Raw genomic sequence first — 15,524 nt, 5'->3', positions numbered from 1 at the left:
CGCGACTTCAGGTCCGCGGCACCCCGTTCACGCCGGAGAGGTCCTGCGGCGTGAGCGGGTTCATGGCCGTCACGTCGCGCGGGGCCAGCGAGAAGCCCTGCCAGTGGACCGGCATGGGCTGCTGGTCCTCGTCCCGGGCGATGTGGTGGAAGCCGATGTTGACCCAGGTGATGGGGTGCTTGAGGGTCTCGCCGTTCGACCACTTGTCGACGCTGTCCGGGTAGCCGTCGGGGCACCCCAGGTTGTTGCTCGCGTACTGCTCGCACTTCTTGTACTGGGTGAAGTACACGTCGTGCTTGCTGAACGGCCGCCCGGAGTGCTTCTGGCTGGCGCCGGGCACGAACTCGTAGCTGCGCGGGTGGCCGTCCTTGTTCTTGCCGGCCGTGCTCACCACGCGCCACCAGCGCATGTCCTTGCGGTCGCCCATGAGCTCCTTGGTGACCGGCGTGCGGGTGGTCTTCGTCTTGGGGCTGCCCGGGCCGCTGGGCGGGGTGACCTTGGAGTCGTACTGCTCGACCTTGGCCTTGGGCGAGCCGTCCAGGCCGAAGTTGAGCCGCCAGAAGACGTTGTGCGAGTGGCTCTCGGCCTTGGCCTGGTCGCCCTTGCCGATGGGCCAGCCGCGGCCGTCGCCGCCGTCGAAGTCGTACGGCGACAGGCTGCCGGTCGCGCCCACGTTGGAGGTGATGGTGCCGTCCGAGGAGAACCGCCACTCGGTGATGTACTCGTACCAGGAGGCCTTGTTCACGCTGTAGACGAGCAGGTCCTTGCCCTGGGCGGTGTAGACCTTGCCGGTGCCGCCGGTGGACGCGTCGTTGTTGAGGCGGTAGGCGTGGCCCCGCGCGCGCGTGGTGGTGCACAGGCCCGGGACGTTCCCCCCGCCCCGGACCTTCACCGTCTTGATGGTGCCGCCGGGGCATTCGCTGGCCTTCAGCTTCTGCAGCCGGATGCCGAAGTCGGTGCCCGTGACGTCGTCGTACTCGTTCTGGCCGTCGTCGTAGGGCACGTGGATCTGGGCCAGGCGGGCGCTGGTGAGCACCGGGATGGGCTTGGGCTCGCCCTTGGGCTGGTAGCTGATCTTGTCCAGGATGACGCCGGAGTTCGTGTTGTAGTGCCAGCACATGCGCCAGGTCGTACCGCCGTCGAGCGTCTGCTCGATCTTGTACGCGGCGCTGCAGTCGGCCGGGGCGGCGGGTGCCCGCGGGGCGGCCTTCGGGGCCGCGGCGGCGGGGCCCGCGGCGGTTATCGCTGCTCCCAGGAGCGCGGAGACCGCAAGGGCCGTACCGGCCGCCTTGCGGGCGCGCGGAAGTCTGTTGCCGTGCGAGACGTGCATGGGTGGGTGGCTCCTTCGGCAGGAGGGTGGCGGATGAGGGTGCCGGCGGTCAGCCGACGCGGCCCACGTGGCGGGCGCTGAGGTCGACGACGAACGCCCGGGTGTCGATCCAGGGGCCGCTCTTGACCTTGGCGACGACCTGGAGGCAGCGGTGCTTGCCGCACTCCTTCAGGTCGGACGGGACGGCGGCGAGCGTCTCCTTGCGGAACACGAAGCCGCTCAGGTCCAGGTCCCCGGGGCCGTCCAGCTTCTTGCCGGTGGCCTTCCTGTAGTCCTCCTTGAGGCCCTTGCCGTGCTCGTCGGCGATCAGCAGCCCCGCGGCCTCGGACAGCTCCGCCAGGCTGGGCGGCGGCTGGACGTTGTGGGCGGTGTTGCTCGACTCGACCTTGCCGGTGGCCAGGTTCACCGTCTTCGCTATGACGGCGTCCTTCCGGTAGTCGTAGTAGACGATCTCGGCGCGGCGCGCCGCGGCGTCCCCGGTCGCCCCCGGCTCGTTCTCCGCGAGGTTCGTGGACAGGCGCTGCGGCCCCCGGTCGCCGTCCACGTCCCGGGCGCTGGCGCGCAGGCCGTTGCTGTTCAGCGCGATCTTCTCGGCGCGCTCGGCCTCGGCGTCGGTCAGCGGGTCGCTGCCGACCCCCTCGGAGCCCTCGGCGGGAGCGGCCTCGACCCTCCCCTCCGGCGCGACGGCGTCCTGGCGCGAGGTGCCCGCGGCCGTGCTGCGCCCGCTCCCCTCCGCCCCCGCCTGGTCCGGCAGGGTGACGGCCAGCATCGCCGCGGTGGCCGCCACGGCGAGTGCACCCCCCGCCACGACCTTGCCGAGATGGCGTCTGACTAGCGTGCCCATCTCCTCCCCCAATCTCCCCGTATCAGCCCATTTCTTGGGCATGTCGAAAATGTGGTCAGCCGGTTAGACGGACTCAACTCCTGTGTGGTTGCTCCACTTTCGAGCAGACTCCTGCCAGAGGCACACACACCGGCGGCGGCGGACGGGAAGAGTCGACACCATGCAGGACTGGCCCGGGCAGGCATACCCCTTGGGCGCCGCGTACGACGGCGCCGGCACCAACTTCGCGGTCTTCTCCGAGGCCGCCGACCGCGTCGAGCTGTGCTTGCTGCACGACGACGGCTCGGAGACGGCGGTGGAGCTGCGCGAGTCCGACGGCTTCGTGCGGCACGCCTACCTCCCCGGCGTCATGCCGGGGCAGCGGTACGGCTACCGCGTGCACGGCCCGTACGACCCCGCGCGCGGGCAGCGCTGCAACTCGGCCAAGTTCCTCCTCGACCCGTACGCGCTCGCGGTGAGCGGCGCGGTGGACTGGGGCGAGGCGGTGTACGGCTACCGCTTCGGCGCCCCGGAAGAGCGCAACGACATGGACTCCGCGCCCCACATGATGACCTCGGTGGTGGTCAACCCGTACTTCGACTGGGGCGACGACCGCCCGCCGCGCACCCCGTACAACGAGACCGTGATCTACGAGGCCCATGTGAAGGGCCTGACGATGCTCCACCCGGAGCTGCCGGACGAGATGCGCGGCACGTACGCGGCGCTCGCGCACCCGGCGGTCATCGAGCACCTGACGCGGCTCGGGGTCACCGCCCTGGAGCTGATGCCGGTGCACCAGTTCGTGAACGACCACCGGCTGGTCGACATGGGCCTGAACAACTACTGGGGCTACAACACGATCGGCTTCTTCGCCCCGCACAACACGTACGCCTCCTGGGGGGACCGGGGCGAGCAGGTCCTGGAGTTCAAGTCGGCGGTCCGGGCGCTGCACGAGGCGGGCATCGAGGTCATCCTGGACGTGGTGTACAACCACACGGCCGAGGGCAACCACCTGGGTCCGACGCTGTCCTTCCGGGGCCTGGACAACACCTCGTACTACCGCCTCACCGACGACCCGCGCTACTACATGGACACCACGGGGACGGGCAACTCGCTGCTCATGCGGAACCCGCACGTCCTGCAGCTCATCATGGACTCGCTGCGGTACTGGGTGACCGAGATGCACGTGGACGGCTTCCGCTTCGACCTCGCGGCGACGCTCGCGCGCCAGTTCCACGAGGTGGACCGGCTCTCGTCGTTCTTCGACCTGGTGCAGCAGGACCCGGTGGTGAGCCAGGTCAAGCTGATCGCCGAGCCCTGGGACGTCGGCGAGGGCGGCTACCAGGTGGGCAACTTCCCGCCGCTGTGGACGGAGTGGAACGGCAAGTACCGCGACACCGTGCGGGACCTGTGGCGCGGCGAGCCGCGCACCCTCGCGGAGTTCGCCTCCCGCCTCACCGGCTCGTCGGACCTGTACCAGGGCGACGGGCGGCGGCCGCTCGCCTCGATCAACTTCGTCACCTGCCACGACGGTTTCACGCTGCACGACCTGGTGGCGTACAACGAGAAGCACAACGAGGCCAACGGCGAGGACAACAACGACGGCGAGAGCCACAACCGCTCCTGGAACTGCGGCGCCGAGGGCCCCACGGACGACCCGGGCGTGCTCGCGCTGCGGAACCGGCAGCTGCGGAACTTCATCGCCACCCTGATGCTGTCCCAGGGGGTGCCGATGCTCAGCCACGGCGACGAGTTCGGCCGCACCCAGGGCGGCAACAACAACGCGTACTGCCAGGACAACGAGGTCTCCTGGGTGCGCTGGCCCGACGGCGAGACCACCCTCCTGGAGTTCACGCGGGCGATGACCTGGCTGCGGCGGGACCACCCGGTGTTCCGCAGGCGCCGCTTCTTCCACGGCCGCCCGGTGGAGGGCACCCACGACGAGCTGTCCGACATCTCCTGGTTCACGCCCGAGGGCGAGGCGATGACGCGGGCCGACTGGAACGCGGCGCAGGCGCGCGCGCTGACGGTGTTCCTCAACGGCAACGCGATCTCCGAGCCGGGGCCGCGCGGCGAGCGGATCACCGACGACTCGTTCCTGCTGATGTTCAACCCCTCCCCGGCCCCGCTGGAGTTCGTGGTGCCGGTCAACCAGGGCCAGCAGTGGCAGGTGGTGGTCGACACGGCGCGCGAGGACGGGGTGCCGCCGGGGACGGGCGCCAAGGTGCGGGCGGGCGAGCGGCTCACGCTCACGCACCGGAGCCTCACGGTGCTCCAGCGTCCGGCGTAGGCGGGCGTACGCACGGCGCCGGGGCGCGGGCGACGGCCGCGTGCGCCCGGCTCCACGGTGTGCACGCCGGGGCGAAGGTGCGGATGGGGCGGCCGGTGGCCGGTAGGGGCGCTGGGGCCGCCGGGGCTGTCCCCGCTGCCGGGGCTGACCGGTCTGTCGGGGCTGTCCGGTCTGTCGCGGCTGCTGGGGCTGACAGTGCTGGTGGGGCGTCTGGGGGCCCGCGGGGCCGCTGAGGCCGTCGGTCGGGTGTCCCACCCGTACGGGGCCCGGCGCGCGCGTCGGAGGGACGAAACGCGCCCGGGCGGGTACGTAGGTTCGCATGACGTCCCCGCGCCCCGCGCCGGTGGTCCCGGCGCCTCCCACCGCCACCTACCGCCTCCAGCTCCGCCCGGAGTTCCCCTTCGCGGCGGCCGAGGCGGCCGTGCCGTACCTGGCCAGGCTCGGCGTGTCACACCTGCACCTGTCGCCGGTCCTGGAGGCCGTGCCCGGTTCCGCACACGGGTACGACGTCACGGACCACGCGCGCGTGCGGGACGAGCTGGGCGGCGAGGCGGGGCTGCGGGCCCTCGCCCGCACCGCGCGGGCCGCCGGGCTCGGCCTGGTCGTGGACATCGTGCCGAACCACATGGCGGCCGACCCGCGGCACAACCGCGCCCTGTGGGAGGTGCTGCGCGACGGGCCCGCCTCGCCGTACGCGCGCTGGTTCGACATCGACTGGGAGGCGGGCGGCGGCAAGGTGCTGCTGCCCGTGCTCGGCGGCCGGATCGGCGCGGAGCTGGAGCGGCTGCGCGTGGACGGTGACGTGCTGCGCTACCACGACCGGGCCTTTCCGCTGCGCACGGACACCGGGAAGCTGCCGCTGCCCCAGGTGCTCGACGCGCAGTGGTACCGGCTCTGCTGGTGGCGGCTCGCCCGCACCGAGCTGAACTACCGGCGCTTCTTCACCATCTCGGACCTGATCGCCGTCCGGGTCGAGGACCCGGAGGTGTTCGACGCGACGCACGCGACGGTGCTGCGGCTGCTCGACGACGGCGTCGTGGACGGCCTGCGCGTCGACCACCCGGACGGCCTCGCCGACCCGGGGGCCTACCTCCGGCGGCTGCACGAGGCGACCGGCGGGCGCTGGACGGTCGTGGAGAAGATCCTGGCCGACGGCGAGGCGCTGCCCGCCGCCTGGCCGGTGGCGGGCACCACCGGCTACGACGCGCTGCGGCACGTCGACGGGGTGCTCACGGACCCGGCGGGCGCGGCCGACCTGGTGTCCCGCTACCGCCGGTTCGCGTCGCCGCCCGCCGACCGGGGCGGCGACTGGGCCGCGACGGCGCGGCGCGCCGCGTACAAGGTCGTCACGCGGGAGCTGGCCGCCGAGGTGGAGCGGCTCACGCGCGAGGCGGGCGCACTGTGCGCTGCGGACCCCGCCCTGCGCGACCACGCGCCGTGGGCCCTGCGCACGGCGCTGCGGGAGCTGCTCGTGCGCCTGGAGGTCTACCGGCCGTACGCGCGCGGGGGCGCCGACCCCGCGACGGTCCTGACGGCGGAGGCGGCGGCCGAGGCCGAGCGGGCCTTCGTGGTCCCCGAGGAGGCCGAGGCGGTCGGCGTGGTGCGGGACCTGGTGCTCGGCCGGCTGGGGGGCGGCGCGCGACAGGAGGGCTTCCGGGCGCGGTTCGCGCAGACGGCGGCCGCGCTGCGGGCCAAGTCGATGGAGGACACGGCGTTCTACCGGTACGTGCCGCTGCTCTCGGCCGCCGAGGTGGGCGGGGAGCCGGGGCGGCCCGCCGTGGACGTGGCGGACTTCCACGCGTACTGCGCGCGCGTGCTGCGCGACTGGCCGGACTCGGGCACGGTCCTGACGACCCACGACACCAAGCGCAGCGCCGAGGTGCGGGCCGGCGTCAGCGTGCTCACGCAGGCGCCCGGGCGGTGGGAGGCGCTGCTCGCGGAGGTGACCCGGCAGACCGCCCAGGCGGGCGGCGCGCAGGCGCCCGACACCCAACTGGCCTGGGCGGCCTGGCAGACGGCGTTCGGCTTCGTCCCGGTGACCGCCCGGGCGGACGCCGGGGGCGGGGATGGGGGCGGGGGTGCAGGGGCGGCAGAGGACGCAGGGGACACCGGAGTCGCAGGGGACACCAGGACCGCCGGGGCCACCGGGGACGCCGCCGCGTACGGGCCGCGGCTTCAGGAGGCCCTGCTGAAGCACGTGCGCGAGGCGGGGCTGCACACGAGCTGGACGGAGTGCGACGAGGGGTACGAGCGGGCCGTGCGGGCGTTCCTGGAGGCGGGGCCGTGCGGGCCGCCGCTGCACACGGTCGCGGCGCTCGCGGCCGAGCTCGCCCCGCACGTGCGCGTGAACGTCCTCGGCGCGGCCCTGCTGCACCTGACGATGCCCGGGGTGCCCGATGTGTACCAGGGCACGGAGCGCGCCTTCCACGCCCTGGTGGACCCGGACAACCGCCGTCCCGTCGCCTTCGACACCGCCCTCCTGGAGGGGCTCGAGGCGCGCCGGGGCTCCTGGGACCTGTCGGACGAGAAGCTGGCGGTGACGGCGGCGGCACTGCGGCTGCGCGCCAGGCGGCCCCGCGTCTTCGGGGGCACGGGCGCGTACGAGCCGCTGGTGGCGGCCGGGACCGGCGCGGCGCACTGCCTGGCCTTCTGCCGCTCCGGGAACGTGGTGGTGGCCGTGACGCGGCTCTCGCTGCGCCTGGCGGACGCGGGCGGCTGGCGGGACACGGAACTGGCGCTGCCGCCGGGCACGTGGACCGACCTGCTCACCCCGGGGCGCGAGTTCAGCGGCGACACGCGCGTGAGCGAGGTGTTCGCGCCGCTGCCGGTGGCACTTCTGGAGCGCGTCTGACGGCGGGCGCCGGGGCGCTCACGCCCCGGCGCCCCGCGCCGTACGAGCCGGTGGTGAGGGACGGGGGACGGAGGGGGCCGAGTGCGGCGTGGGCAGGGCTCACAGGCCGTGGATCAGGGTTCTTGACACACGCACCGGCACGTGGCGTACTGCGGATTGCGTCAGCGGACCAGGCGGGGGTGAGTCAACTGGCGGCGAACCGCTATCTCAGTGTTCCCGAACTCCACGCGCGCGCCCGGGAGCTGGCGGCTCTCCGTCCCGACCTGTGCACCCTGCGCCAAGTGGGCACCTCGCGCGCGGGCCGGCCCCTGCACCTGCTGTCCGTGGGGCGCTGCGCGTCCGCCGTGCTCGTCGTCGCGGGCGCGCACGCCAACGAACCCACCGGCGGGTCGACGCTCCTGACCCTGGCCGACTGGACGGTGCGCGACCCCGCGCTGCGCGACGGCACCTCCTGGCACTTCCTGCTGTGCGCCGACCCGGACGGCGCGAGCCTGCACCGCACGCCCGCACCGCGCACGCTCCTGGAGTACCACCGGCACTTCTTCCGGCCCGCGGGCCCCGAGCAGCCCGAGTGGTCGCCGTCCGTGCTGCCGCCGGACCGGCTGCCGCCGGAGACCCTCGCCCTCAAGGGCGTCATCGACGAACTGCGGCCCTACGTGCAGGTGTCGCTGCACTGCACCGACCTCGGGGGGAGCTGGGTGCAGCTCACCCGGGACATCCCGGGGCTCGCCGAGCCGTTCGCGAGGTCGGCCGCGCGCCTGGGCATCCCGGTGGAGACGGGCGCCTCGGACGCGGCGGGCTGGCCGGAGTCGGGGCCCGGCGTGCACGTGCTGCCGGGGCCCGGCTCCGCGGCCGCCTACCCGAGCCTGCCGGAGGACGCCCGCCACACCACCTGGCACCACGCGCACCGCTACGGCGGTGTGACGGCCATCGTGGAGGTGCCGATGTGGGCGAGCGACTTGGTGGACGACGTGTCGGCGCACCCGGCGCCCGGGGCGGCGCTGCGCGGCTTCGCGCGGCGCCTGCGGCACGACGCGGGCCTGGTGGAGGAGGTCCTCGGCGACGCGCTGCCGCGGCTCGCGCACGCGGACGGGCCGCTGCTGCGGGCGGCCCGGTGGGCGCTCGACCTGGTGCCGGGGCTCGCCGACGACTGGGGGCGGCTGCCGCCCGCGGGGACGTCGCGGGCGTACATCGGCAGCGTGGACGCGTTCGGGCGGCGGCTGCCGCTGCGGGCCGCCGCGATGCTGCTGCGGGTCCTGAGGGAGTGCGACGACCCCGCGGCGCCGCGCCTGGACCGGCTGGTGACGTGGTGGAGCGAGGCGTTCGCGGAGCGGTTCCGGGCCCGCTGGGTGCCGCTCGCGCACCAGGTCGAGCACCAGGCGCGCACGACGGTGGAGGCGGCCCGGCACGCGCGCGTGCGGGGCGGGTGAGGAAGGGGCCCGGCGGCCTCGGCGGGGACTCCGGGCCGGTGAGGTCGCGTCAGCGCGTCGCCAGGCAGAAGGACATGTGGCCGAAGGAGACCTGGTCCCCGGCCTGTACGACGGCGGCGCCGACCACCCGGCGGCCGTTGACGGCCGTGCCGTTCGTCGAGCCGAGGTCCCGCAGCACCCACAGGCCGCCCTGGTGGGTCAGCTCGGCGTGCACGCGCGAGACGGTGTCGTGGCTCAGCCGCAGGCCGTTCGCCGGGTCCCGGCCGATGCGCAGCGCGTACGTGCCCGGCGCCGGGAGCAGCAGCTTCGGCAGCTTCTCGGCCTGCCAGGCCCGGCGCAGCTTCACGCCGAAGCCGGAGACCGCGCCGACGGTCGAGAACACCAGCCGGGACCAGCGGTTCTCCGGCTCCAGGTCGGCGGTGAGCGCGGCCAGTTCGTGCTGTCGGCGGGCGGTGAGCGCCAGTTCCATGCGGCGCAGGAACGTGTCGTGCGAGAGGCGGCCGAGGGCCGCGCCCTCCCGGAGCACCTCCAGGGCCCGCTCCCGCTCGGCGTCGCTCACCCGCGCCGCTTGCGCGTCGATCGGCAGGTGGGCCGAGGAGGCCGTGGAAGAGGTGGTCACGCAGCCGATTGTCCGCCAGGCCGCCCCCGGGTGTCCAGAAGACCCGGATCCGGCGCCGTCAGCCGGACGGAGCAGCGCCCGGCGCGCGCCCCGCGGCGGTGACCCGGCCGAATCGGCCGAATCGCCCGCCGAAAGCGGCGAACACCCGCCCGGCGATCACTTCTGACGCACCATGGGAGGACGGCGACACAGACGACACAGGGGCCGGACGGCGGCCGACGAGAGGGCGTCCAGTGAAGTTCGAGGTGTGGGCACCGCGTGCGGAGCGGGTCGAGCTGTTCGTGCAGGACACAGCGGACGCGGCGGACACAGTATGCGCGTCGGGGGCTTCGGCCCCCCTGGGAGCGGGTGGCGCCGCGGGCGGGCAGGGCCGCACGCACGTGCTGGCCGCCGACCCGGAGCGGCCCGGCTGGTGGACCGGGGAAGCGGCGGGGCGGGACGGCACCCGGTACGGCTTCGCGCTCGACGGCGGCCCCGTGCTGCCCGACCCGCGCTCGGCGCGGCAGCCGGACGGGCCCGACGGCCTGAGCGCGGTGGTCGAGCACGAGCGGTTCGCGTGGCAGGCGCCGTGGGCCGGCCGGAGCCTGCGGGACGCGGTCCTGTACGAGCTGCACGTGGGCACGTACACGCCGGAGGGCACCCTGGACGCCGCGGCCGGGCGCCTGGACCACCTCGCGGACCTGGGCGTCACGCACGTCGAGCTGATGCCGCTGTGCCCCTTCCCGGGGCGGCACGGCTGGGGCTACGAGGGCGTGTCGCTGTGGGCGGTGCACGAGCCGTACGGCGGGCCCGAGGCGCTGAAGCGGTTCGTCGACGCCGCGCACGCCCTGGGGCTCGGCGTCGTCCTGGACGTGGTGCACAACCACCTGGGCCCGTCGGGGAACCATCTGCCCGCCTTCGGGCCGTACTTCACGGACACGCACCACACCCCGTGGGGATCCGCCGTGAACCTGGACGCGCCCGGCTCGGACGAGGTGCGCGCCTACCTGATCGGCGGCGCGCTCGCCTGGCTGCGCGACTACGGCCTCGACGGGCTGCGCCTGGACGCCGTGCACGCCCTGTGCGACACGCGGGCGCTGCACTTCCTGGAGGAGCTCGCCACGGCCGTCGACGCTCTCGCCGGCGAGCTCGGCAGACCGCTCGGGCTCATCGCCGAGTCGGACCTGAACGACCCGCGCCTCGTCACCCCGCGCGCGGGCGGCGGCTTCGGCCTGCACGCGCAGTGGAACGACGACTTCCACCACGCGCTGCACACCGCGCTCACCGGCGAGTCGCAGGGCTACTACGCGGACTTCGCCCGGGACCCGTTCGCCGCCCTGGAGAAGACGCTGACGCGCGGCTACTTCCACGACGGCACGTACTCCAGCTTCCGGGGCCGCGCCCACGGCCGCCCCCTGGACCGGGCCCGTACGCCCGCGTACCGGCTGCTCGGCTACGCGCAGACGCACGACCAGGTCGGCAACCGCGCGCTGGGGGACCGCCTGTCCGCGTCCCTCTCCCCCGGTCTGCTGGCGTGCGCGGCCGCGCTCACGCTCACCGGGCCGTTCACGCCGATGCTGTTCATGGGCGAGGAGTGGGCGGCGAGCACGCCCTGGCAGTTCTTCACCGACCACACCGACGCCGGTCTCGCGGAGGCCGTGCGGCAGGGGCGGCGGCGGGAGTTCGCGGCCCACGGCTGGGCGGAGGAGGAGATCCCGGACCCGCAGGACCCGGCGACCCGGGAGCGCTCCTGCCTGGACTGGGCCGAGCGGGAGAAGGGCCACCACGCGCGCGTGCTCGCCTGGTACCGCGAGCTGATCGCGCTGCGCCGGGCGCGGGCGGACCTCACCGACCCGGACCTGGCGGCGGTGCGGGTGGCGTACGACGCGCGGGCGCGGTGGTTCGCCGTGCGCCGCGGGGACCTGCGCGTCGTGGTGAACCTCTCCGGGCGGGCCGCGGAGGTCCCCCTGGGCGCGCGCCGCGCCCGCGTGCTGGCCGCGTGGGAGCCCGTCGAGGCGCCCGGCGGGGACGGGCTGCTGCGGCTGCCCGCGGAGTCGTGCGCAGTGCTCGCCGCGGAGTGATTCGGGCCCGCGCCCGGCGCCCCGTGGGCGGTGTCGGTGGTGCCGCATAGCCTGGGGGCGACATCGAGGAGGGCACGTCATGGAACAGCGGCGACTGGGGAGCACGGGGCTCCGGGTCAGTGAACTGTGCTTCGGCGCCATGATGTTCGGCGGCGGCGCGGACGAGCGGGTGGCGCACGCGATGCTGGACGCGTTCACGGAGGCGGGCGGCACGTTCGTCGACACCGCCGACGTGTACGGGCAGGGGGTCTCGGAGGAGGTGCTCGGCCGCTGGCTCAAGGGCCGCGTACGGGACGACCTGGTGATCGCGACCAAGGTGTTCCTGCCGATGGGCGAGGGGCCGAACGCGCGCGGCCTGAGCCGCAAGCACGTCCTGTCGGCGGTGGAGGCGAGCCTGCGCCGCCTGGGCACGGACTACGTGGACCTCTACCAGACGCACGTGTGGGACGCGCACACGCCGCTCGAGGAGACGCTGTCCACGCTCGACACCCTGGTGACGTCGGGCAAGGTGCGCTACGTGGGCACGAGCAACCACAGCCCCGGGCAGCTCCAGAAGGCCCTGGACGTGGCGGCCGCGCGCGGCTGGGAGCCGTACGTGTGCCTCCAGCCGATCTACAACCTGCTGGCCCGCGAGGCCGAGTGGGAACTGCTGCCGCTGTGCCGGTCGGAGGGCGTCGGCGTCATCCCGTACAGCCCGCTGCACGCCGGGTGGCTGTCCGGGAAGTACCGCCGGGGCACCGCCGCGCCGGAGGGCGCGCGCGGCAGCGGGTTCTGGGACGACCGGGCCACCGAGGAGACGTGGCGGGTGGTCGACGCCGTCCTGGCCGTCGCCGGGGAGACCGGGCGCACGCCCGCGCAGGTCTCGCTGCGGTGGCTGCTCCAGCGGCCGGGCGTGACCGCGCCGATCGTCGGCGCGCGCTCCGTGGAGCAGCTCACCGACAACCTCGGCGCGGTCGGCTGGGAGCTGACCGCGGACCAGGTGCGCCGCCTGGACGAGGCGAGCGACCGCCCGCTGCCGCCGCCCTACGACGTGCTGTCGCACTTCGCGGGGGACTGAGCCGCGGGGCGCCGAGCCGGGCGTTGCGGCGGGTCCTGGCCGGGCGGCGGGGCGGCGCGCTCGCCCCGCTCGCCCGCTCCTGCGCGGCGTGGTGCGTCAGTGCACGATCGCCATCTCCCGCGGGGTGGTGTTCAGACGGCGGCCGCCGTCCTCGGTGACCGTGACGATGTCCTCGATGCGCACGCCGAAGCGGCCGGGCAGGTAGATGCCGGGCTCCACGGAGAAGCACATGCCGGGCACGAGCGGCTGCTCCTCGCCCTCGATCATGTACGGCGGCTCGTGGGTGGTGACGCCGATGCCGTGCCCGGTGCGGTGGATGAAGTACTCGCCGTACCCGGCTTCGGTGATGACGGCGCGGGCCACGCGGTCCACCTCCTGGCAGGCGATGCCGGGGCGCACCGCGCGGCACGCGGCGTCCTGGGCCTCGCGCACGATGTCGTGGACGCGCCGCTCCTCGTCCGTCGGCTCGCCGACGTGCACGGTGCGCGAGGTGTCGGAGCCGTAGCCGTCCTTGAGGCCGCCGAAGTCCAGGACCACCATGTCGCCGTCCTCGATGACGCGGTCGCCGGCCTCGTGGTGCGGGCTTGCGCCGTTCGGCCCGGAGCCGACGACGGTGAAGTCGACCTGCTCGTGCCCGAATTGGCGCAGCAGGTCGGCGAGGTCGCCGGCCACGTCGGTCTCCCTGCGGCCCGCGAACGCCACCTTCCGGATCTCCTCGTACACCGCGTCGGCCGCGGCCCCGGCGGCGGCCAGGCGCTCCAGCTCCGCCTGGTCCTTGACGGCCCGCAGCATCGGCAGCGCCTCGGTGAGCGCGACGTACGAGCTGTCGGGGAGCTGCCGCTGGATGCCCAGCAGGTGCATCGCCCAGGCGTTGTCGCTCACGCCGAAGCGGCCGCTGCCGGAGAGCAGCGGGGCGGTCACGGCGTACGGGTCGACGCCGTCGGTCCAGTCGCGCAGGGTGAGCGCGGGGGCGCCAGTGGCGCGCTCGGCGTCGGGTGCCTCCAGGGTGGGCACCACGAGCACGGGGTCCTGCCCGGGGACGAGCACGAGCAGGGTGAGCCGCTCGGTCTCGGCGGGCACGCGGTAGCCGGTCAGCCACACCAGGTCGGGGCCCGGCGCGACGAGGACGCCCGCGAGGCCCGCGTCGGCCGCGGCGCGTGCGGCGCGGTCCATCCGGGCGCGGTAGTCGTCGGCGGTGAAGGGCACGGGCGTGGCCGTGGTCATCGGGCCTCCTTGGCGGTGTGCGGCCGGTCGGCCGCCGTGGGATCTTCCCCCAGCATCCTGCCCGGACGGCCCGGCGTGCGCGAGCGTGTAACGCGCCGCGACGCGCGCGGGGGTACGCCGCGGCGCGCGGTGGGTAGGGGTTCCCGACCGCGGAGCGAGGGCACGCGGCGCCGGGGCACCGGCGGGACGGGCGGGCCGGACGGGACGGGACCGGACGGCGGACCCGGCCGGGACGGGCGGGTCCGGACGGGCCCGCGGACGGGGGGACCGTGGCGCTCTGGGACCAACTGCCTGCCCTGATAGGCGTCGTGATCGGGTCGGTCGGCTCGTACGCCGCGCAGAGCCTGACCGAGCGCCGGCGGTGGGAGCGGCAGCGGACCGAGCGGTGGGACGAGAAGCGCTTCGAGACGTACGGGAGTTACGCCAACGCCCTCAAGGCCCAGCTACGGATCGCCCAGCGGATTGGCGCCGCCCTGGGGTGCGCGCACGTGGTCGACCCGTTGCCGCCGGCGGAGGGGCTGCCGCTGCTCGCCGAGGCGGAGTCCCGCCGGGCGACGGAGTGGGAGTCGGTCCTGCTCGTCGGGGACGCGGCGACGATCGCGGCGGCGCGGCGCTGGCACGAGACGATCTGGTCCATAGAGCTGCTCGTCCGGGAGGGCCCGGTGGACGCGGAGAGCTGGGCCGGGGCCCATCGCCTCGCCAGCGCCGCGCGTGACGCCTTCTACGAGTCCGCACGGCGCGACCTGGGCATCGGGGGGCCTCCGCCGCCGTCGGGGCAGTGGCCGCGGGACTGGCGGGCCGAGCTCTCCGGCTGAGGACCGGGGCCTGCCGCCGCGGTCGCGTGCCGCCGCGCGGGCTCCCCCGGCGCGCGCGGGCGGGCTGTCACGTCCTGGACGACGAGCGGCGGCTGACGACGCACTTCCGGGTGGTTTGAGCCGGGTGGTCCGAGCCGGGCGGCCTGAGCGGGTGGCCCGGCCCGGGTGGTCCGAGGGCCCGGTGGGTCGTCCGGCGCGCCGCGCGTCAGGTGGTGACGCCGGGCGACACCGTCACCGTGCGGCGGCCGCCCGCCGCCTGACGGACCTCCAGAGTGACGTTCCTGCCCGGGTGTGCCGCTGCCACCTCCCGGGCGAGCTCGGCGGCCGTGCGCACCCGGGCGCCGCCGAACGCGACGACGACGTCGCGGCGGGCCAGTCCGGCCGCGTGGCCGGGCCCCGGCTCGCGCACGCCGACGAGCAGCGCGCCGCTGCCTGCGGGGGCGTCGACGGCGTCCACGCCGAGGGTGACCCGGGTGCCCGGGGCGGGGGCGGTGCGGTGCCGCGGGTACGGCTGCGGGCGGGACGGGGCCTTGGGCGGGGTCTTGGCCGTGGTCCTGCCGCCGGTGGTGGTACGTCCGCCGGTGGTGGTACGTCCGTCGGTGGTGGCCGTTCCCTCGGTGGAGGGGCCGTTGGTGGTGCCCGCGCCGGTGCGGGCGCCCGGGGTCGGCGCCCTGCCCGGCGGGGTCCGGCCGTCGGGCGCCGCTCCGCCCGGCCCCAGCCCCTGCGGTCCCGGAGCCGTGCCGGACCCCGCGGCCTGCTTCTGCATCTCCGCGAGCTTGCTCATGCTGATGACCGTGGCGCCCACGGTGCCGAGGCCGACGCCCGTGAGCAGCAGCACCAGGGCGCACAGCAGGCCGAGGAGGAGCGTGGTGAACCGCTTGCCGCGGCGGCGCGCGGCAGGCGGACGGGGCTCCTGGGTGGATGTCCTGCCGGAGCCGGACTCGTGTCCCGGCATGGGCTTCGGACGCAACGCGGTCTGTTCCATGGCTCGCCTCCGGCCACAGCCCTACCCGGCGTGACACCGC

General features: G+C 75.0%; 11 protein-coding genes. 6 read left to right on the top strand and 5 right to left on the bottom strand.

Annotated elements, in window-relative coordinates; all coding sequences use genetic code 11:
* Positions 1–7: 7 nt before the first annotated feature.
* Complete coding sequence (locus tag QK440_RS11865; RefSeq protein WP_282793012.1) at positions 8–1,330, bottom strand: copper amine oxidase; 1,323 nt, start codon at positions 1,328–1,330, stop codon at positions 8–10.
* A gap of 49 nt (positions 1,331–1,379) precedes the next feature.
* Positions 1,380–2,174 (bottom strand): Tat pathway signal sequence domain protein, encoded by a 795-nt coding sequence (locus QK440_RS11860; protein WP_282793011.1) that lies wholly within the window; start codon positions 2,172–2,174, stop codon positions 1,380–1,382.
* Between the two features lie 160 nt (positions 2,175–2,334).
* On the opposite strand from QK440_RS11860, the gene glgX reads away from it, so the two are divergent.
* The 3 genes from glgX to QK440_RS11845 all read left to right on the top strand — a co-directional run bounded on the left by glgX (position 2,335) and on the right by QK440_RS11845 (position 8,724).
* The gene (gene glgX / locus QK440_RS11855) at positions 2,335–4,443 is read left to right on the top strand and encodes a glycogen debranching protein GlgX (RefSeq protein WP_282793010.1); all 2,109 of its coding nucleotides are present in this window, start codon (positions 2,335–2,337) and stop codon (positions 4,441–4,443) included.
* A 319-nt stretch (positions 4,444–4,762) separates the two neighbouring features.
* Positions 4,763–7,294, top strand: coding sequence for a malto-oligosyltrehalose synthase (gene treY, locus QK440_RS11850; protein ID WP_282793009.1), 2,532 nt, complete (start codon positions 4,763–4,765; stop codon positions 7,292–7,294).
* 188 nt (positions 7,295–7,482) lie between these two features.
* Positions 7,483–8,724 carry a M14 family zinc carboxypeptidase gene (locus tag QK440_RS11845; protein WP_282793051.1) on the top strand — a complete coding sequence of 414 codons (1,242 nt, stop codon included), beginning with the start codon at positions 7,483–7,485 and terminating at the stop codon, positions 8,722–8,724.
* A gap of 49 nt (positions 8,725–8,773) precedes the next feature.
* Here QK440_RS11845 and QK440_RS11840 read toward each other — a convergent pair whose 3' ends face one another.
* Complete coding sequence (locus QK440_RS11840; protein WP_282793008.1) at positions 8,774–9,343, bottom strand: DUF1707 and FHA domain-containing protein; 570 nt, start codon at positions 9,341–9,343, stop codon at positions 8,774–8,776.
* A 233-nt stretch (positions 9,344–9,576) separates the two neighbouring features.
* Here QK440_RS11840 and treZ point away from each other — a divergent pair, with 233 nt between their 5' ends.
* Together treZ and QK440_RS11830 are read left to right on the top strand one after the other, a co-directional pair.
* Entirely contained in the window at positions 9,577–11,403 is a 1,827-nt protein-coding gene (treZ, locus tag QK440_RS11835; protein WP_282793007.1) for a malto-oligosyltrehalose trehalohydrolase, read from the top strand.
* 79 nt (positions 11,404–11,482) lie between these two features.
* Positions 11,483–12,460, top strand: a complete 978-nt coding sequence (locus QK440_RS11830; protein WP_282793006.1) for an aldo/keto reductase — start codon at positions 11,483–11,485, stop codon at positions 12,458–12,460.
* 96 nt (positions 12,461–12,556) lie between these two features.
* Here the strand turns inward: QK440_RS11830 and QK440_RS11825 are convergent, their stop codons facing one another.
* Positions 12,557–13,684, bottom strand: a complete 1,128-nt coding sequence (locus QK440_RS11825) for an aminopeptidase P family protein (RefSeq protein ID WP_282793005.1) — start codon at positions 13,682–13,684, stop codon at positions 12,557–12,559.
* Positions 13,685–13,953: 269 nt separating this feature from the next.
* On the opposite strand from QK440_RS11825, the gene QK440_RS11820 reads away from it, so the two are divergent.
* Positions 13,954–14,499 carry a hypothetical protein gene (locus QK440_RS11820; protein ID WP_282793004.1) on the top strand — a complete coding sequence of 182 codons (546 nt, stop codon included), beginning with the start codon at positions 13,954–13,956 and terminating at the stop codon, positions 14,497–14,499.
* 205 nt (positions 14,500–14,704) lie between these two features.
* On the opposite strand, the gene QK440_RS11815 is transcribed toward QK440_RS11820, so the two are convergent.
* A complete protein-coding gene (locus QK440_RS11815) occupies positions 14,705–15,484 on the bottom strand; it encodes a PDZ domain-containing protein (protein ID WP_282793003.1) in 780 nt (259 codons plus the stop codon).
* Between the last annotated feature and the right edge of the window lie 40 nt (positions 15,485–15,524).

This window comes from Streptomyces sp. CC224B (assembly GCF_030010595.1).
Taxonomy (GTDB): Bacteria; Actinomycetota; Actinomycetes; order Streptomycetales; family Streptomycetaceae; genus Streptomyces; species Streptomyces longispororuber.
Note: the sequence above shows the minus strand (reverse complement) of the source record. Positions and strands in the feature narration are given on the sequence as shown.

Bases quoted from the DNA above. Each gene is read 5' to 3' on its own strand.
- glgX (WP_282793010.1), top strand. From the start codon at position 2,335: ATGCAGGACTGGCCCGGGCAGGCATACCCCTTGGGCGCCGCGTACGAC.
- QK440_RS11860 (WP_282793011.1), bottom strand. From the start codon at position 2,174: ATGGGCACGCTAGTCAGACGCCATCTCGGCAAGGTCGTGGCGGGGGGT.
- QK440_RS11830 (WP_282793006.1), top strand. From the start codon at position 11,483: ATGGAACAGCGGCGACTGGGGAGCACGGGGCTCCGGGTCAGTGAACTG.
- QK440_RS11825 (WP_282793005.1), bottom strand. From the start codon at position 13,684: ATGACCACGGCCACGCCCGTGCCCTTCACCGCCGACGACTACCGCGCC.
- QK440_RS11865 (WP_282793012.1), bottom strand. From the start codon at position 1,330: ATGCACGTCTCGCACGGCAACAGACTTCCGCGCGCCCGCAAGGCGGCC.
- QK440_RS11815 (WP_282793003.1), bottom strand. From the start codon at position 15,484: ATGGAACAGACCGCGTTGCGTCCGAAGCCCATGCCGGGACACGAGTCC.
- treY (WP_282793009.1), top strand. From the start codon at position 4,763: ATGACGTCCCCGCGCCCCGCGCCGGTGGTCCCGGCGCCTCCCACCGCC.